General features: G+C 29.7%; 18 protein-coding genes and 3 tRNA genes. 11 read left to right on the forward strand and 10 right to left on the reverse strand.

Features of this window, described 5'->3' with window-relative positions:
• The 8 genes from BLS00_RS07740 (at position 1) to BLS00_RS07775 (ending at position 6,983) form a co-directional block, all read left to right on the forward strand.
• Positions 1-558: a hypothetical protein gene (locus BLS00_RS07740; protein ID WP_091404499.1), complete on the forward strand. Its 558-nt coding sequence runs from the start codon at positions 1-3 to the stop codon at positions 556-558.
• Complete coding sequence (locus tag BLS00_RS07745; RefSeq protein WP_091404501.1) at positions 551-979, forward strand: type II secretion system protein; 429 nt, start codon at positions 551-553, stop codon at positions 977-979. Before BLS00_RS07740 ends, BLS00_RS07745 begins: the two co-directional genes overlap by 8 nt.
• A gap of 2 nt (positions 980-981) precedes the next feature.
• Positions 982-2,250, forward strand: a complete 1,269-nt coding sequence (locus BLS00_RS07750; RefSeq protein WP_091404504.1) for a hypothetical protein — start codon at positions 982-984, stop codon at positions 2,248-2,250.
• A gap of 139 nt (positions 2,251-2,389) precedes the next feature.
• Complete coding sequence (locus tag BLS00_RS07755) at positions 2,390-2,860, forward strand: ComF family protein (protein WP_091404506.1); 471 nt, start codon at positions 2,390-2,392, stop codon at positions 2,858-2,860.
• 48 nt (positions 2,861-2,908) lie between these two features.
• Positions 2,909-3,157, forward strand: a complete 249-nt coding sequence (locus BLS00_RS10605; RefSeq protein WP_176759869.1) for a hypothetical protein — start codon at positions 2,909-2,911, stop codon at positions 3,155-3,157.
• Between the two features lies 1 nt (position 3,158).
• Positions 3,159-4,511, forward strand: a complete 1,353-nt coding sequence (locus BLS00_RS07765) for an FAD-dependent oxidoreductase (protein WP_091404510.1) — start codon at positions 3,159-3,161, stop codon at positions 4,509-4,511.
• Positions 4,512-4,583: 72 nt separating this feature from the next.
• Positions 4,584-6,287 (forward strand): hypothetical protein, encoded by a 1,704-nt coding sequence (locus BLS00_RS07770; RefSeq protein WP_091404513.1) that lies wholly within the window; start codon positions 4,584-4,586, stop codon positions 6,285-6,287.
• Between the two features lie 12 nt (positions 6,288-6,299).
• On the forward strand, positions 6,300-6,983 hold the full coding sequence (locus BLS00_RS07775; RefSeq protein WP_091404516.1) for a DUF554 domain-containing protein: 684 nt from the start codon (positions 6,300-6,302) through the stop codon (positions 6,981-6,983).
• A gap of 193 nt (positions 6,984-7,176) precedes the next feature.
• Here the strand turns inward: BLS00_RS07775 and BLS00_RS07780 are convergent.
• The 10 genes from BLS00_RS07780 to BLS00_RS07825 form a co-directional block, all read right to left on the reverse strand.
• Positions 7,177-7,252: transfer RNA gene (locus BLS00_RS07780), tRNA-Phe, on the reverse strand.
• 7 nt (positions 7,253-7,259) lie between these two features.
• Positions 7,260-7,334, reverse strand: a tRNA-Val gene (locus tag BLS00_RS07785).
• A gap of 5 nt (positions 7,335-7,339) precedes the next feature.
• A tRNA-Glu gene (locus BLS00_RS07790) sits at positions 7,340-7,415 on the reverse strand.
• A gap of 81 nt (positions 7,416-7,496) precedes the next feature.
• Entirely contained in the window at positions 7,497-8,855 is a 1,359-nt protein-coding gene (gene murC, locus BLS00_RS07795) for a UDP-N-acetylmuramate--L-alanine ligase (RefSeq protein WP_091404520.1), read from the reverse strand.
• A gap of 9 nt (positions 8,856-8,864) precedes the next feature.
• Positions 8,865-9,908: a UDP-N-acetylglucosamine--N-acetylmuramyl-(pentapeptide) pyrophosphoryl-undecaprenol N-acetylglucosamine transferase gene (locus BLS00_RS07800; protein ID WP_176759870.1), complete on the reverse strand. Its 1,044-nt coding sequence runs from the start codon at positions 9,906-9,908 to the stop codon at positions 8,865-8,867.
• The gene (locus BLS00_RS07805; protein WP_176759871.1) at positions 9,898-11,010 is read right to left on the reverse strand and encodes an FtsW/RodA/SpoVE family cell cycle protein; all 1,113 of its coding nucleotides are present in this window, start codon (positions 11,008-11,010) and stop codon (positions 9,898-9,900) included. The genes BLS00_RS07800 and BLS00_RS07805 overlap by 11 nt, the downstream gene beginning before the upstream one ends.
• A gap of 16 nt (positions 11,011-11,026) precedes the next feature.
• Positions 11,027-12,307: a UDP-N-acetylmuramoyl-L-alanine--D-glutamate ligase gene (murD, locus tag BLS00_RS07810; RefSeq protein ID WP_091404529.1), complete on the reverse strand. Its 1,281-nt coding sequence runs from the start codon at positions 12,305-12,307 to the stop codon at positions 11,027-11,029.
• Positions 12,308-13,243, reverse strand: coding sequence for a phospho-N-acetylmuramoyl-pentapeptide-transferase (gene mraY / locus BLS00_RS07815; RefSeq protein WP_091404532.1), 936 nt, complete (start codon positions 13,241-13,243; stop codon positions 12,308-12,310).
• 2 nt (positions 13,244-13,245) lie between these two features.
• On the reverse strand, positions 13,246-14,508 hold the full coding sequence (gene murF, locus BLS00_RS07820) for a UDP-N-acetylmuramoyl-tripeptide--D-alanyl-D-alanine ligase (RefSeq protein WP_176759872.1): 1,263 nt from the start codon (positions 14,506-14,508) through the stop codon (positions 13,246-13,248).
• The gene (locus BLS00_RS07825; RefSeq protein ID WP_091404537.1) at positions 14,505-16,004 is read right to left on the reverse strand and encodes a UDP-N-acetylmuramoyl-L-alanyl-D-glutamate--2,6-diaminopimelate ligase; all 1,500 of its coding nucleotides are present in this window, start codon (positions 16,002-16,004) and stop codon (positions 14,505-14,507) included. The genes murF and BLS00_RS07825 overlap by 4 nt, the downstream gene beginning before the upstream one ends.
• Positions 16,005-16,103: 99 nt before the next feature.
• Between BLS00_RS07825 and BLS00_RS07830 the strand changes: the two genes are divergently transcribed.
• The 3 genes from BLS00_RS07830 to dnaJ are packed head-to-tail and all read left to right on the forward strand — an operon-like array spanning position 16,104 to position 19,016.
• Positions 16,104-17,111, forward strand: coding sequence for a hypothetical protein (locus tag BLS00_RS07830; protein ID WP_091404540.1), 1,008 nt, complete (start codon positions 16,104-16,106; stop codon positions 17,109-17,111).
• A 55-nt stretch (positions 17,112-17,166) separates the two neighbouring features.
• Positions 17,167-17,868, forward strand: coding sequence for a nucleotide exchange factor GrpE (locus BLS00_RS07835; protein WP_091404542.1), 702 nt, complete (start codon positions 17,167-17,169; stop codon positions 17,866-17,868).
• Positions 17,868-19,016, forward strand: coding sequence for a molecular chaperone DnaJ (dnaJ, locus tag BLS00_RS07840; RefSeq protein WP_091404545.1), 1,149 nt, complete (start codon positions 17,868-17,870; stop codon positions 19,014-19,016). The genes BLS00_RS07835 and dnaJ overlap by 1 nt, the downstream gene beginning before the upstream one ends.
• Position 19,017 lies beyond the last annotated feature (1 nt).

A 19,017-nucleotide genomic window follows, 5' to 3' on the forward strand; every position in this document is an offset into this window, starting at 1 on the left:
ATGAAAAAATCTTTTCTCATTTTATCTATAATTTTCATTTTTATTTTTGGTCTTTCTAACAGTTTTAATTATGGATTGACTATTATGACAGATGAACAAGTAAACTGGGCTTTGAGAACAGGTTTTGATTCTGAACAGTTTAAGTTGTACTTTGATTTAAGCCCAAATTTTGGTGAAGAACTGAATATGATAACGATAACAGATTTAGATTTAAAATTAGCAGATTTGAATGACATGATTAGTTTGTCTGCAGGTGTGCTTTGGTTGAATGACAGACCTACTCAAGATTATATTGATGCTGGAGAAAATAGAAGTGTTATCTTTGCTAATGTCGGTTTTAACTTTCACGTTCAAAATGTCAGCGCCAAACTTGGCGTAGGATATCCAGTTGGTCAAGATTTTGAACCAACAACAAATATTATAGACTACCTTAATTTGAGAATGACTTATACAGTTCCGAAACCTGCAAATTTTATAGATGACTTGAAATTGCAGTTTAGGTTTACAAAACTAAGGAGAGATATTTCTATATTCATCTCAACACCAATTTATGAATAAATTCAAAGGTAAAAGTGGTTTTTTATTACTTGAATCAGTATTAGAATTATTTTTAATTTCAATAATGACAATAACAGTCCTTGCGACATTTGCAAGGACTTTGTTTATATTAAAAAACTCTCTAACAGAGATGAGAGACCTTAACTTATCGCAAAACGCATTTATTTCAATTTATACTTTGGCAAAAGATGAAATAAAAACAACAAATAATTTTTCTAATAATTATATCTACAATTATAAACCAAATGGGACATATGTTGGACTTGACTATAGTCCTTTTTTAAAAAAGGTAACAAGAAAAACAAGAACTGGAGCCACTTTAATAACAAATAATATAGACTTTTTTGAGTATAAAGATAATTATCTTACAATTGAATTAGAAGGTTATTCTTACAAGATATATATAAAACAGGAGGAATAAAAATGGCGAACGAAATAATAGAATCATATAAAATATTGGAAGAAAAAATAAAATCTGAAAATGCCAAAATATTTTTTGAAATGTTGGATTCCAATTATCCAGCTTTTAAGTCAAGAGCTATACAAGAATTAACAAAACTAAAAATAGAAACACCAGCTATAAAAGAATTCATAGAAGATCCAGATAGAGAGGTTAGATTATCCAGCTTAAAATACTTGGAAAAATTAGCCTTGTTAGAAGAAGAAGATTTGATTAAATTGACAAAAGACATTTCTCCTGCAATAAGAAGAGAATCGATAAAATTCTTTATAAGCATGGGTATAGAAGATGAAAAAATAATTGAAGAAAAAATAAAAGATCCAGATCCAACCGTAAGATATCAACTTTTGATATCTTATTTAGAGTATTATCCAGAAGAATCACCAAAATTAATAGAAAAGATGAAAGATGATCCATATGTAAAGATAAAACAACTTATAGAAGCTTTGGAAAATGTATCTGAAACTATGCTGGATGATACTATTCCATCCAACATTAAAAAAATATCATTAATAAGATATTATGAAAAGACAGATGCAATGGTATTTTTCACAACTTTAAAAGAAGTTTATGGAGAAGTTGATAAAGAAACCAAAAAAATCATCTTGAGATTTTTAGCTGGGCTGCCTTGCGATATAATAAAAAAATATTTAGAAGGTAAAATAGAAGAAGAAAAAGACTACGAAATTTTAATGTCCATCACAAAGGTAATAAGAAAAGTTTGTGGGACTGAAGATATACCAAGTTGGTTGATAAACAACTTTGTAGATCACAAAGATCCAAAAATAGTTAAGTTTGGGTTGAAATTAGCTCAAGATAAAGAAGATATAGGATATGTTGATTATGCAAGGGAACTGTTAGATGAAGTGGACGATGATTTGGTTATTGGTGCGGCAGATTACCTGACTTTTTTCCAAGATTATCAACTTACAGACTATGTGTCTGAATTTCTACATTCTGTGTCCTCAAAAAGGATAAAAGAAGCTCTTAAAATAATCAAAAAGCTAAAATTGGAAAACTTTATAAACGAAATTTCAGATATTGCAAACAACAAAAAATACCCTATGTCTATAAGAAAAAATGCTATAAATCTATTAAAATATTTCAAAGCTAAAAATTTATGGGAAATACCTTTTAATATATTAAAAGATCCATACGAAAATGGGCAACTAAAATTGGCATCATTAAACGCTTTGCTAAAATTAAATCCGGAGATGGTGACAAATATTTAAAAAAATATTTTCAGAATTATTTGATAATAGGTGTATAAGCTGTGAAACTCGAACAAATTTTAATACTATAATATGTGATGATTGCATTCAAACTGTTAAAAACCCTACAATTACTGATGGGGTTTTTAATACATATCATATGACATATTATGATGAGAAAATGAAAAAAATAATAAGAAAATATAAATATGGGAATTTTACAAAAATATCGAAATATTTAGCAGAAATGATAATGGATTTGTTGATTTATTACAAATTAGACGTAGAAAATTATAAAGTTACATCTGTTCCTTCAAATTATATAAGTTATATAAACAGGGGGTTTACACCAGCAGAGTTAATAGCCAAAGAGTTTTCAAAGCTTTCTGGCCTTGAGTATATAAAACTCTATAAATCTTTGACTTTGAAAAAGCAGGCTTCTTTGGGACATCATCAAAGATCAGATAATGTGCATAAAAAGATAAAATTAACAAAGTCAGTACCAGAATATATTATAATTATAGATGATGTTTATACTACAGGAGCCAGCATGAACGAATGTTATAAATTGATAAAAGATCAGGTTAAAAATGTTTATGGGATGACTGTTTCAAAAGCACATAGAAACTAAATAGAAATTGTTTTACAACAATTTCTGTTGAAGGTTTAAGGTTGGAAGTTGGAAGAAAAAACATTGATAAAAATCAAAAATAGAAAAAAACCAACAACCAGCAACAAACAACCAACAAACCAACAACAAACAAACCAGCAACAAACAACCAGCAACCAGCAACCAGCAACCAGCAACCAACAACCAGCAACCAGCAACCAGCAACCAACAACCAACAACAAACAAACCAACAACAAACAACCAGCAACCAACAACCAACAACCAACAACCAAAATGCAACTATCAAAGGGGGGTTAATATGTTAAAAAGAAGTCATGATTTAGTTATTTTAGGGGGAGTTGCCGCTGGTACATCTGCAGCAGCTGCAGCCATAAGAGAAAATAAAGAAAAAGATGTGGTGATTTATCAAAAAGAACCTTTTATTTCTTATGGAGGGTGTGGCCTTCCATACGCGATAACAGGCGATGTTAAAAATGTAGACGATGTTATAGCTTTTTCGCCAGAGGAGTTTGAAAAGAAAAAGGGAGCTAAAGTTTATACAGAACACGAAGCTTATGATGTTGATTTTGACAACAAATTAGTATATATAAGAAATTCTAAAGAAGAAATCGAAGTGTCTTATGATAAACTCGTTATTTCAACTGGTGCTTCTCCTATAATACCAGGATTCGATGCAATTGGTAATGATGGAGTTTTTAAAATGAGGAACCCTAATGATGATAAAGCTATTTTAAATTTTATCGAAAAAAAATCACCTAAAAAAGCAGTTATAATAGGTGGTGGTTTTATAGGTGTTGAAACAGCAGAAGGACTTTTGGAAAGGGGTTTGCAAGTCGATCTAATTGAAGGACTCGATTCATTAATGGGAGATATAGAACCAGAACTGCATGAAGATTTGTTGGCGAAGATGGAAGAAGAAAAGGTTAAAGTACATTTGAACAACATGGTTAAAAATATTGTTAAAAAAGAAGATGGTTTTGAAGTTCAAACTAATAATAAATCGATAAATACTGATATGGTGATAGTTGCTATAGGAGTTAGGCCAAATACACAATTTTTAAAAGACTCAGGAATTAGCATGCTTAAAAATGGAGCAATAATAATAAACGAAAAAAGTGAAACCAATATTAAAGATGTTTATTCAGCTGGTGATTGTGCTTCTGTAAAACATTTGATAACTGGAGAAGACACATATTTCCCACTTGGTACGACAGCAAACAAACAGGGAAAAATAGCCGGTAAAAATGTATTTTCAACAGAAAAAGATGAATTCAAGGGTATTGTAGGTTCTTTCATTACAAAATTCAAAGATTTAGAATACACAAGAACTGGTCTCACATTAAAAGCTGCAAAAGAAAAGGGCTTTGATGTTGACTCTGTGGTAATAAAATCCATAAGTCGAGCGGGGTATTACACCGGTGGTGGAAGAATAAAAATGAAAATGGTTTTTGATAAAAAAACTGGGAGAATATTGGGAGCCCATTACATTGGAAAAGAAGTTCATGCAAGGGTTAACACAATGGTCTCTCTAATATATAAAAACTCCACTGTTTTTGATCTTTTAAATATGGACCTTCCATATGCACCACCCTTTTCACCTGTATGGGATATCAATTTAATAGCAGCTTCACAAGCGATCAAAAAAATATAATCAAAAAAGCCCTTAAATAAGGGTTTTTTTGATGGTATAATGTATATATACGCACTAATAGGGGTGAGCTTTGTGAAGAAGTTATTTGGTGTACTATTAATATTATTTTTTTTAGTATCGGGTATATCAGAAGTTATTTTTTTGAACAACGGTAGAATTGTTGAAGGTGAAATAACAGATATCAACGAAGGTATAGTAATTGTAGAAGTAGACGATTATAAACACATTTTTTCAACATCAAACATTTCATATATATTTTTTACCCAAAACATAAATTTTAAAAATGGTTTTTATTTAAAAAATGGAATAGTAATAAAGAAGGCCATCCCTTTAAGAAATATGTCTGAAGGGGTTTTGGAATTTTCAGATGGCAGTTCAAAATTATTTTTGAACAAAAAAGACATAGTTCAATTATCTTTTATAGAAAACTCAAATGAACCAGAAATAAAAATTGAGGATAGTTTAATAGATTTTACAGAAATCAATTCAATTAATGATAAGGAACATTTAATAAAAACACCTCAAGGAAAGCTGAAACTAAATTATGATAATTTAGAAAAATATTCTAAAAAAGATAAAGAATATATTTTAAACAAAGACAATGAAATATATTTTTTAAAAGACATAAAAATAACAGAAAAAGGGATAAAACCTTTTGTTGATGATGAATATTATATAAAAGACTTTAATTCTCTTATAAAAATTGATGCTTCTTTTGATGGTGGGAACAATGCTTCTAACGATATATACACTATCAAAACTAAAGAAAAAACTTATTCTGGAAAATTTGTATATGGAAAAGATTCAATAATTATTAATAAACAAGAAATTAAGTCAGGAGATATAGTAAGTATAAATAAAAACTTGATTTTTAAGAGAAAGATGGATTATTTCTCTTCAGGTTATAACGAAAATGAGTATTTTATAATGGATAATTACAGCAATTTGTATGCGCTTTCTGAAAAGGGTCTAATAAATAAAGAAAAGGTTATTGAAGAGTTTGATACAAATAGCCATTATATAAGTGTTATAAGAGGTACTGAGGACCACATTTTATTAAGAGATAATAGGAGTATACTTCTTTTAGACGCTAAAACTTTTGAAGTCAAAGAAAAAAGGGAGTTTTCACATTCCTTTTTATATAAACTTAGAGGCGATCTTTTAATAATTTATAGTACATTTAGTACAAAAATTTTAGTTTACGACATGAGGGATCTAACTTTGTTAAAAGAATATAACCTTGATTTAAAAGTTTCAGACATCGAGTATTGGAATGAAGAAATATATATAATTAATTCCTCGTTATTGTACAAGTATCACGATGGAGAATTTAAAGTTTTAGAAGACTTTGGAACCAAATTATACAACCTTGTAATAATTAATGATAAAATATATTTGATAGCATATGATTCAGTTTTTGTTTATAATGGAGAAAATTTAAAAGAAATAAAAATAGATCCCGTTTATGGTTATGAACACGATGGTGAAAATTTATTCATAGTTTCTAAAAATAAAATATCCTCAATTAAGAATGATGAATTAGCTTGGGAAAAGAATTTTGAAGAAGAAAATTACAGGTCCTCTGTTGTTATAATTGATGAGAATCTATACACTATTTATGGAGATAATTTGTATAAATTTGATAAGGAAGGAAATTCAGAAATTATATTTAATTATGATTTTAGTAAATCTATACATAATTTATACAAATTGAAGGACAAATTTCTACTCATAACTTGTCAAGACGAATTTCTTCAATTTGCTGTAGCTGATTAAGGAGTTAAAAAAATGTTTAATGTAGCTGTCCTAGTAAATACAATAGCCGTTATTTTCGGCGGTTTTTTTGGAACTTTTATTGGAAACAAATTAACAGATAATATCAGAAAAATTTTGTTTCAAAGTGTTGGTTTGACAACGATTTTTATCGGTATAAACATGGGGTTAGAGGCAAATGACCTGATAGTTGTTTTAATATCTCTTGCAATAGGTGGAGTTATTGGAGAATTTTTGAAAATAGAGGATAGAATTGGAAAAATAGCCAACAAAATCGAAAAATCAGAAGGGGAAACGAAATTTGTTAAAGGTTTTATCACAGCAACTGTTTTGTTCGTTATAGGGCCTATGACGATACTCGGTTCTTTAAATGCGGGGATTAGTAATGACAACTCTGTTCTTTTCTTAAAATCGATGTTAGATGGCATCTCGTCAATCATATTGTCTTCTGTGTATGGAGTTGGAGTTATTTTTTCAGCTTTAAGTGTTTGGGTTGTTCAGGGGTTATTAGTTGTTGGCTCAAGACAATTACAATTCTTATCTCAGGAAATATATCTAAACGACTTTACAGCTGTTGGTGGTGCGATGATAGTTGCAATTTCTTTAAGATTGATGGATATAAAAGATATAAAGGTAGGGAACTTTTTACCAGCTTTAGTGGTTGTTATATTTGCTAATTACATAAAAATGATGTTTTAAAATAAATCACAAAGCAATTTATTTTGTGGTTAGTTGGAAGTTGGAGTTTGGAAGAATAGAAATCAGAGATTTCTGTTGAAGAAAAAATATTAAAATTAAAAAGGTCTTTCCTTTAAATAATGACCTGTTTTATCTTGTGGGTTAAAAAAGATTTTGAAATGATATAAAAAAAACACCAGTAAACTGGTGTTTTTGGTGGGCAGAGACAGAATCGAACTGTCGACACACGGATTTTCAGTCCGTTGCTCTACCGACTGAGCTATCTGCCCAAATTAATGGTGGGCACTGCAGGATTTGAACCTACGACCCTCTGCTTGTAAGGCAGATGCTCTCCCGCTGAGCTAAGCGCCCTTTAATGGCGCCCCCAACCAGATTCGAACTGGTGTCTTTGGCGTGAAAGGCCAATGTCCTAGGCCTCTAGACGATGGGGGCAATCATCGACAGCCGAAATATATAATACCATATTAAAAATTATATGTCAAGTATTTTCCTTTAATAAGTATAAATTTTAGTTTAAGTTCTAACATGCATTTTATCTAAATGTTCTTTAAATTCGTATGCTACTTTGCTTATGTCTCCAGCACCTAAAAAAAGAAATACAGTATCACTATATTCACTTAAATATTTGAAAAGGATTTTGGTATTATTTATAAATATTGCGTTCTTTTTTGATTCTATAAGTTTATCAACAACATAATTTTCTTTTATTCCTTCAATAGGTTTTTCAAATGCAGAGTAAATCTTATAAACCACTATTTCATCCGATTTTAAAAGAGAGTCTACAAATTGGTCTTTTTCTCTATGTAGCCTTGTATATCTATGAGGTTGAAATACTGAAACGATTTTTTTATCTGGGAAAAATTCTCTTGTTGCTTGGATGGTGTGTCTTATTTCTTCAGGTGTGTGAGCATAATCATCAATAATATATCTGGATGTATTTGAATATAAGATATTGAATCTTCTGTCTACATTTTTATATGAGAAAAGGCCTTCAGAAATATACTTGAAACCAATTCCATAATCATGGCAAAAAGCTATAGCTGCTAAAGCATCTAAAGCGTAATGTAGACCTGGAGTTGACATTGTTATTTTTCCCAAGAATACTTTATTGTAATAAACTTCAAATTCTTGGTATTTTCCAACTTGATTTCTATTTTTAAAATAGTAATTGCTTTCTTCGCTCAAACCAAATGTAATTACATTTTTAGATTTAATATTCATTTTTTCTAAATTTTTATCATCATTGTTGATAAAAACTTTTTGTTTTGTGTTATTTATGGCATTTTCTATAGAATTTTTTAGGTTTTCAAAATCGTTGTCATAATGTTCAAGATGATCAGGTCTTAAGTTAGTAACTATTAAAAAATCAACTATAGTTTTTTTTATGTATCCATCACTTTCATCAGCTTCAGCTATTATTAAATCTTCACCAAAAGAATAATTACCATCTTTTAAAGAGTCATGAATTCCTCCCAAAAAGACGGTTGGGCATTTACCTGCTACTTTAAATATTTGTGAAATCATAGCAGTTGTACTTGTTTTTCCATCAGTTCCCGTTATTCCCAAACTCTTATTTTCTTTTAATATGCTATTTAGAAACTCCATTCTTGAAATTATTGGGATATTCATTTTTTTAGCGGCTATTACTTCAGGATTGTCATCTTTTATGGCTGTGCTTTTTATAAAATAGTCTAAGTCATCTGGTAGTGTTTTATCCTGTTTAGTTTTTATCTCAATACCTTTAGTTTTTAAATACTCTATTCTTTCGTTTTTTATGTTGTTTGAGCCATATACTTTTTCATTATTATAAAAAGTATGTAATGCAATAGAGCTCATCCCTATACCGCCGATACCCGAAAAATAATATTTCATTTTTTCCTCCTAATTTAGTTCTTCAATATAATTTGTTATATTCTTTACGCTATCATCTGATTTTTGATACCAAATATAATCAGCGGGTTTACTATTGATATTATTTAAAAAATTAATAATTGAATTAGTTGAATAATTATCTTCATCACATATAATGCTGTTTACATTTTCTTGTGTTTTTTTGGCATTTATCATTTGATGGTTTTCGGCAGCTCCCTTCCAAGGTATTAAAACGGAGTTTAGGTTATAAAATATGATTTCTGCTATAGAAGTTGCACCAGCTCTTGATACTATTCCATCAATAACACCCATTATTTCGTAAGCATTATCTATATAATCAAATGTTTTAACATTTTTAAAACTTTGGAATCTTTCTGAATCTTTTGTTATATGTATAAAGTTAATATTTTCAGTCGATTGGTACACCTCATACATTATATCATCTATTTTTTCCGATCCCAAACTACCCCCCATTACGAGAATTGTTTTTTTGTATAAATCTTCTAAGTTGTAGTTTAGCAAAATTTCTCTTTTGATATCTTTGCTTGGATACCTAACGGGGTTACCGGTGTAGACAGTATTTTGCAAATAAGGAGTTTCCTTAAAAGAAATAAAAGTTTTTTTTGAATACTTAGAAAACCTTTTGTTAACTAGTCCTGGGATTGAATTTTGTTCGTGCAAATAATATGGTATTTTCAGTTTTTTCATAGCTAAAATAACTGGAGCAGTTATATAGCCACCTGTGAAAAAACCAAAGTCTGGATTAAATTCTTTTATTATCTTTTTAATACCTCTCGATTCTTTTAAAAAGTCATTTATTCTTTTGACGTTTTCTAAATTATAGAGAGGTCTTAATAATCCTTTGGTTTCAAGAGTTATAGTTTTAGCATAAGGAATATCTTTGGGTATTTTTTTTTCTTCAATTCTACCTTTTGTCATGAAATACAAAATATCCAAATTGTAATATTGCTCAAGATATTTTATAAATGCAAGAGCCGGATAATAATGCCCACCAGTTCCCCCTCCAGCCACAACAATTTTTTTAGTTTTCAATGTCTTCACCTTCGTCGTTTATTCTTCTTATTCCGTTATAGTAAATCAACCCTATAGCCAGCCCAATACTCGCCAAAGTCATCATTAAAGAGCTATTTCCGTAACTCATTAATGGTAGTGTTACTCCAGTTACTGGAATACCTGGGACCCCCAAACCTACCAAAGCATTTATAGCCATTTGTAAAAAAATGAAAAAGGCTATTGCTGTAGAATAAGAAAAAGTTACTTGATCTCTGGTGAAGTAAGAAAGTCTCGTCATCTCTCTGGACAATATAAAGAATAAAGTCAAAACTAATATAATTCCAACTTTACCCCATTCTTCACCAATAATTGACATTATAAAATCGGCATAAGAGGCTGGAACATTATATTTTAACATTCCTCCAAAAGGAGCTGTTCCAATTATTCCTCCATTTTCAATTGCCTTTCTGGATTGTTCTGTTTGAAAGCTATCTTGCCCTAAAACTCTTTCCATTTGATAATCTTGTAGAAATAAATCTTTGTTAACAAATACCGCGAAGAAAAGTATAAATATTATTAATGAGAAAACAATAAATTCTCTTTTATTTTTTAGATTTAAAAATATAGTAAAAATTCCTATCGATAAAACTATTATCGATGTGCTGAGGTCAGGCTGAATAAAAATGAAATATATTGTAATTGCTATAGATAGAGAAGAATATAAATACTTTAAAATGTTGTTCTTTTCCTTATAAAAAATGTATGTTATTATTGCCGGCAGAAGTATTTTGGATAATTCTGATGGTTGAAATTGAATAAATCCTAAATCAATCCATCTGTTAACATTCGCTACAGAGCTATACATATGTGGGAGATACAAAAGGCCTATGTGAATGATGAAAATAAAAGGCAAAAAGTAACTACCTTTTATAATTCTTTCCCCAAAATAAAACATAAAAATTCCAGCTGAAATTCCTACAGATAAAGCGATGATATAGTTAAACAATTTTAATTCAGGGTCTAACCCTTCAAGGCTTTTCATTGCGTATAAAGAACTATATACAAAAAAAACACCCATTATAAGAGTTGATCCTAATATTACTAAATAAAATATAAATCTTTGTCTAAAACTTTTATACATAAAAATCCCCTCAATATTATTGAATGTTTTCCAATATGGACTTTTTGAATTCATATCCTCTATGTTCATAATTTTTAAATAAGTCAAAACTAGCCCCAGAAGGGGAAAAAACAACAAATTCAGATTCAGTATTTTTCAAAACTTCAACTACTTCTTTTAAATTATTTAGAAATAAAAATTTGTCAGTTAATTTGTATTTCTTTACTTCAGATACCATTTGTCCAAAAACAAGCACTTTTGCAGCGTATTGATTCAGTTCTTCTATTAGTTTGGACATGTCTTCATTTTTTGGTTCTCCAGATAAAATTGCGATGTACTTTTTATTTCTAAAACTCATGTAAGAGTAGTAAGCAGAATGAACATTGGTTGCTTTTGAATCGTTTATATAATATGTCCCGTTAATATGTGCAAAATTTTCAAGTCTATGCGCTAAAGGTTTAAAAGTAGATATTCCCATTTCTATTGTTTTTTTATCGAAATTTAGTTCTAATAAACATACCACAGCTGCTACAACATTTTCTCTATATATAGCTAAATTCAATGTATCATTTTTAACCATTATTTCTTCGTTTTTATAAAAGACTTTCTTTTCTTTATAGTTGTACTTTGGTGAAAATTTGATTAAGTTGTTTTTGGAACATCCATAATCTATTTCTGAATTGATTATGAATGTTCCGTAGTTTTCCAGGGTTCTCCCACCCATATTTAACTTGCTGTTGTAATATTCCTCCAAATCAGAATGCCAGTTTAGATGATCTGGAGCCAAATTCAACAATATCGCTATATCTGGGGAAAATTTTTTAGACCAATACATTTGAAAAGAGCTAACTTCTAAAACATAGTAATCTATGTTTAAAGGGGCGTTTATTAAAGGTATCCCTATATTTCCTGCTTTATAAGAAGATTTATCAGAAATTTGAATTATGTGATTTATTAAAGATGTAGTTGTTGTTTTACCATTTGTTCCTGTTACTCCAATAAAAGTGGCGTTTGGGTTAAATCTTTTCAAATGCATCCATGAGTATTCCAGTTCGGTAGTATAATTTATGTTATTATCAAAAATTATTTTTGCTGCTTTACTATTTGGTCTTATACCCGGACTGATTATGGCTAAATCTGTGGTTTTTAACAGTTCTCCGTGATCTTCTTCAAATTTGATATTATTCCTGATAAAAAATTTTTTCTCTTCTTCAGAGAATTTGTTATTATTGGAAATACAAAGAGAATTTCCTTTGTCTAATATTATGTCGACAAGGGCACTATTGCTCTTACCAAACCCCACTAAACAAACTTTCATTTACATACCCCCAAATCCAATTAAACTAAACAAGACGTTTATCAATAAAAAAGTCATTACTATTCTTTCTTCACTCCATTTTTTCAATTCAAAATGATGGTGAATTGGTGCCATTAGGAAGACTCTTTTTTTTCTCAATTTGAAACTGGAAACTTGTATTATAACAGAAAATAGTTCTGCAATAAAGATAATTCCAGTGAAAATAACAAAAGCGTCCATAGAATTGTACATAAGGTAAACTGCAAAAATAGCTCCTAAAGAAAGTGAACCTGTATCTCCCATAAATATCTTTGCAGGTTTTATGTTAAAAATCAAAAAAGCTATAACGGGAAAGACAATAGCATAAATAAATTCAACATTGTTAAAGCCAGAGATTAAAATTGTAAAAATCATAGAAGATGTGAATATAAAGCCGTTCAAACCATCCAACCCATCAGTCAAATTAGTTGCGTTTGACATACCTGATATGAATACAACTCCCCACGGAATGTAGAGTAACCCTAAATTAATTTCTGTATCTAAAAAAGGTATTATTATAGATGTTTCTGGTGAGTTCAGTTGTATTATATATAAAATTATCCCTGAAAAAATAAACTGTAAAATCAATTTTTGTATTGAATTTAGACCAGTAGAATGTTTTTTGTATATACTTAAAAAATCGTCTAAAAAACCAATGAATCCAAATAATAACGTGGTCAAGCCTATAATATAATACAAAGGTTGAGAGTTTAAAAAATAGAAGATAAAATTCAAAACACTTATAGATATTACAAACAATAGTCCACCAGCGGTTGGTGTACCTTCTTTATAATTGTGAAGAGCCGGTCCTTCCTTTCTTATAAATTGACCAAATTGCTTTTTCTTGGCCCATTTTATATAAACCGGATATAAAAAAAGTAATAATATAAAAATTAGTAAAGATATTAAAAGCTCCATAATTAACCCCTTTCTTGCATAAATTTATATAAACCAGTTGAATTCGACCCTTTAATCAAAATAACTCCTTTGGAGCTATTCAATATTTTTTCTATTTTCTTTATTTCTTTTATTTTAATAACATCATCAAATGAATATTTGTCCTCTTTATCATAAAAATAAATTTCATCAAAAATTTCTTTTGCTTTTTCAATAACCCGATTTAACACTATTTTATCATCCTGTCCTATTTCTTTTATTTCAGACATAATGAGTATTTTAGAAGTTGCTTGAATTTTTTCAACACTTTCAAACGCACTGAAGAAAGATTCCTCTGAGGCGTTATAAGAATCGTTTATGATTATGTTGTTTTCATTTTTGATCAATTCAAACCTGGATTCTGGTAATTTAATTTCAGATATAACAAAAGGGTCTATAGGTATTTTAGCAAAAATAGAAAACGTCACAGCAGCTAAAAGGTCTAATATTTGTCCTTTGCTCCAATAAGACTTTAGAGTTAGCAATCCATCTTTTCCAAATGTTTTAAAGTGTACTTTCGTAGTGTCTTCAAAATATTCATAATCAATTAAATATGCATCGCTATTTACTTTCTGCCCAAATGAAATTTTGTTTTTGTAACTTTTAACAAATTTTTGTAATTCAATAGAGTCGCTATTATAAACCAATAATCCACCATTTAACGCAGTTATTATTTTTGACTTTTCTTCTGCGATGCCTTCTTTTGATTTCAAAAATTCTAAGTGAGAAGTTCCAATGTTTGTTATAAAAGCTACATCCAGATTAAAAAATTTTGTTAGATTTTCCATGTCTCCTTTTTTTTGAATTCCCATTTCTATTATGGCAACTTCTTCGTTAGAGTAGTTGTTTAATATTGAAATAGGTATTCCAATTTCAGTGTTATAATTTTTTTCTGTTGCAAAAGTAGATATATTACTTTCTATTATATTTTTTAAACAAACTTTAGTAGTAGTTTTCCCTGTAGAGCCTGTTATTCCTATTTTCATCTTAGCGTTTTGGTTAACTATTTTGGAAGAAACAGATAAAAGCTTTTCTTGGACGTTTGGAACTTTTATAATCTTTTCAGAATTATCTGGATAGCCAGCTTCAACCACAGCAAAAGATGCGCCCTTTTTGAACGCATCTTCTACATATCTATGTCCATCAGTATTTTCTCCCTTTAAAGCAACAAAAACATCGTTTTTCTTTATTTTTCTCGAATCTATTTGAAAATAATATTTTCTTTCAAAAAGTTGTTCAAGTGTCATTTTTTCATACTCCTTCTTAAGGAGTCTATACATTCTGAGGCTATTTCAAAATCGTTGAATTTTATTTGTTTCCCGTTTGAAAAAAGTTGGAATTTTTCATGACCCCTACCAGCTATAATTACCAAATCATCTCTATTGGCAAAATTTATTGCTGCATTTATAGCTGTTTTTCTTTCTGGAATAACTATAAAATTTCTTTCTTTTGTGATGCCATCTTTGACCTGCTCTATTATCTTTTCCGGATCCTCGTCTTTTGGATCGTCAGTTGTGAGAACTATAATGTCCGAGTATTTACTAGCCACTTCTCCCATTATTTTTCTTTTGCCAACATCTGCATTACCACCAGCTCCAAAAACAAGTATGATTCTACCCTTAACTATTTCTTTTGCATTTGATAAAACTTTATCAAGAGCGTCTGGAGTGTGGGCAAAGTCTATGACAACTGAAAAACCAAGGGCTTTAGAACTTGGGATAAGTTCGAATCTACCTCGAACGCCTTTAAAGGTTATGATGCTATGTTTTATCTGATCATAAGATAATCCATACTCTTTACAAACAATTAAAGCATTTGTTATGTTATAAGCATTAAATTTCCCTATTATAGAAGAGTAAATAGATAACTCTTCTCCCTCGGGAGTGTCGATTTTAAAATTCATTTGATAAATACTTTGGTTGATCGATTTTATTGTATAATCAGCTTTATCGTCAAACCCATAAGTAATTATCTTATTTTTGTCAACGTGAAAATTATCCAATTCTATCTCATCTATATTTACTATAACTTTTCCATTTTTTTTCAAATAATTTGTTAAAGACAATTTTGTGTCCATATATTCTTTAAAAGTGTGGTGATAGTCAAGATGATCCCGTGTTATATTTGTATATGATATCAAATCGTATTCCAGTTTTTCAACTCTTTTTTGGTGAATGGCGTGGGAAGATACTTCCATGTTTACAAATTCAACATTTTCTAACTTACTTTTTTCCAAAATTTCTGAAATTTTTATAACACTTGGGGTGGTATTATAAGGCTCTTCAATGACTTGATCTTTGATCATTATTTCAACAGTGCTGAATAGAGTCGACTTTTTACCACTTTCTTGTAAAATGTGGTGGACTAAAGTGGCAACGGTAGATTTTCCATTTGTACCAGTAACGGCGAACATCTTAAAGTCTTTTGGAGATATGTGTTTATTTTTATATGCCAGTTCTGCAATAACTTTTCTGGTGTTTTTTATAAGAACGTAGTCGAGAGACAAGTCTTCTGGTATTTTTTCTGGGTTATCTAAAATTACAAAAACAGCTCCTCTACTAAGAGCTGAATGTATAAAATCATGGCCATCTACTTTAAAACCTTTTACAGCAATAAAAACATCGTTTTTTTCAACAAGTTCGCTGTTATCTTTGAAATTTTTAATTTCAAGGTCGGTATCGACTTCTATTCGAGTTTCTATAATCTCATCTTTTAAGAAGTCCAAAATTTCAGAAATTTTCATCTATAAATTACCCCCTAATTATCTAATTGGAAATTTGACAATAAAAAAAAATATTGATATCATATAATTAGCACTCAATAAAAAGGAGTGATAATTAAAATGGGGATGAAGCTCTCAAAAAGACAAAAAGATGTCTTGTTGACAATCGTTGAATTGTACTCAAGGAGTAGTAAACCTGTCAGTTCTGATGATGTTATAAAGAACTCAGGGATAAAAGCTTCAAGCGCAACAATAAGAAATGATATGCAAAAATTACAGCATCTTTCATATATCTATCAACAACACACAAGTGGGGGAAGAATACCCACTGACAAAGCGTTGAAATTGTATTTCGAAATTATAGCAGAGGCATACGGAGAAGAACAAAACTACTTAGAAATGCCAAGAGACTATAAATTCTATGATTTAAATATTATGTTTGAAAATTTGTCTGAAATTATATCAACAACACTAAATGGGATGGTTATTTTCGAGTATCCAGATCCTAAATATATTTACGTAACTCGTGCCGTGGTAACACAATTAACAGAGTATCATTATGTTGTAATTCTGTTGACTAATTTGGGTATGACAATATCAAGAACTGTAGAATCCTATGGACTACCTGCTGCAAAGGAACTTGAAAATATGTTGAATGAAGGATTATCTGGTAAATCTTTATTTGATATAATTTATGCTTCAAAAACACAGAAGCTCAAAACTGATGATATTAGGTTAACTAATATGTTTAACCTCATAGAAGTACTGCTGAATGAGTTTTCAAGAAACAAGTATCTTATAAAGGGACTCGAAAAAATAATAAACAAATTCAAACCAAATATAGAAAGCGTTGAGAGTCTAACTAAAATAATCGAAAATGATTATATAAAAGATAAAATTTTTGAAAATATTGATTATAGTCATGAGTTAAATGTATTTTTTGGTTCAGATTTAAAAAACAAATCGCTAAAAAACTTTGCTTTTTTCAGTACTTCTTATAGTTTAGGTTCAAATCCTATAGGGAGAATGCTTTTTATAACTGACAAATTTTGTAATTACGAAATGATTTATAAAATTATAAGAGAATATAATTCACGCTTCTCTGAAATTATATCAAAAAACTTGTAGTAAAAGAAATTTTAAACTAAAAAATATAGGTTAAAGTATATGGAGGTGTATTTTTATGGATAAAAAAAATGAGAAGAAATTAAATAAAGAAGAAAATAAAACAAATGAAAAAGAACAAAAAGCTGAAAATGAGGAAATAGAAAAAGAAGTAGAGGGAAAAAATGAAAAGAAAGAAGAGGAATCAGTAGAATTGTATGAGAATTTACCAAAAGAAGAACTAATAGAAATCATAGAAAGAATTGAAAGTGAATTAGAAGAGACTAAAAAAGAAAAAGAAAAATACAAAGAAGTTGCAATAAACATAAAAGACAAATTTGATCATTTTCAAAGACTTGTTGAAAAAGAAAAGAAAGAGTTAAAAAAATCAACAAAAGAGAAAGTAATAAGAAATTTTTTAAATCCTTTTGAACAGTTAACTATTTCGTTGAAATATGAAGATGATCCACAGTTTGCAAAAGCGATTAAAATGGTTTATAAGGAAATGAAAAGTGCATTTGAGAAATCTGACTTAGAATTTATCTTTCCAGAAAAGGGAACTGCATTTGATCCCTTTGAACATGATGTTGCCGATAAAATAGAAACGGAAGAAATAACAGAATATCACGTTCATTCAGTTCATAAACCAGGTTACAAAATGGATGGGAAGGTAATAGAGCCAGCTAAAGTTAATGTTGCAGTTAAGCCTAAAAAGGTTAAAGAAAAGCCACAAAAAGAGGAAAAATCTGAAGAGGAAAATAAAAAAGAAGGTGATGAATAATGCCTCAAAAGAAAGATTATTATAAACTTTTGGAGATCGATAAAAATGCAACTCAAGAAGAGATTAGGAAAGCTTACAGAAAAATGGTTAAAAAATGGCACCCAGATAGACATCAAGAAAACAAACAATATGCTGAAGAAAAGTTTAAAGAAATCCAAGAAGCTTACGAAGTTTTAAGTAATCCTGAAAAAAGAAAACTATATGATAGATTTGGATTTATACCTGAAGGTGGAGGATACCAACAAAGAGGTGGTCAGCCAGGCGCTGGTGGAGTAGAAGACATATTCAAAGATTTCTTTGGAGGTAGCTCTGGAAACTTTGGTGAAAGTGGCGGAGGCTTCGGAGATTTCTTTGACATGTTTTTTGGATCCGAAAGAAGCTCATCAAGAGGTTCCCGAAGAGCAAAAAGACCTGAGAGAGGTCAAGATATACACGCAACTATATCTTTAAATTTAGAAGAAGTTTTATATGATGTTAAAAAGACCATTGAATACGATAGATACGAACCTTGTAATTCATGTAAAGGAACTGGAGCAGAAAATGGAACGTCTTATTCAACTTGTCCAAGATGTAATGGTCAAGGTCAAATAAACGAAGAACAGAGAACGTTCTTTGGAACTTTTGTAAAAACTTATACATGCCCAACTTGTAATGGAGAAGGAAAAATTATAGAAAAAAAATGTTCAGTTTGTAACGGACAAGGAAAGCTACACAAAAAAGAAAAACTTACAGTAACTATTCCTTCCGGGGTAGAAGATGGATACGTGCTAAGGTTGAGAGAAAAGGGAAATGCAGGTAAAAACGGTGGCCCTGCAGGAGATTTGATTATTCATGTTAAAGTTAATCCAAACAAAAATTTCAGAAGAAAAGGTGCTGATCTTGAAACCGAAATAACCGTAGATTATGTTGAAGCAGCACTTGGAACAGAAGTTAAGATACCAACTCTTGAAGGAGAAATTGTAGAAAAAATTCCAGAAGGAACAAATCCTGGAACAGTTATAAGACTAAAAAATTTGGGAATGCCAAATTTTTCAGGCAAAAAAAGAGGAGATATATACGTAAAAATAAACGTTAAAATTGATAAACCAGGTTTGAGAGAGAAAAAGCATTTAAGAGACTTAGCAAAATTGAAAAAAATAAACATATAAT

Origin of the sequence: Geotoga petraea (genome assembly GCF_900102615.1) — a bacterium.
GTDB lineage: Bacteria > Thermotogota > Thermotogae > Petrotogales > Petrotogaceae > Geotoga > Geotoga petraea.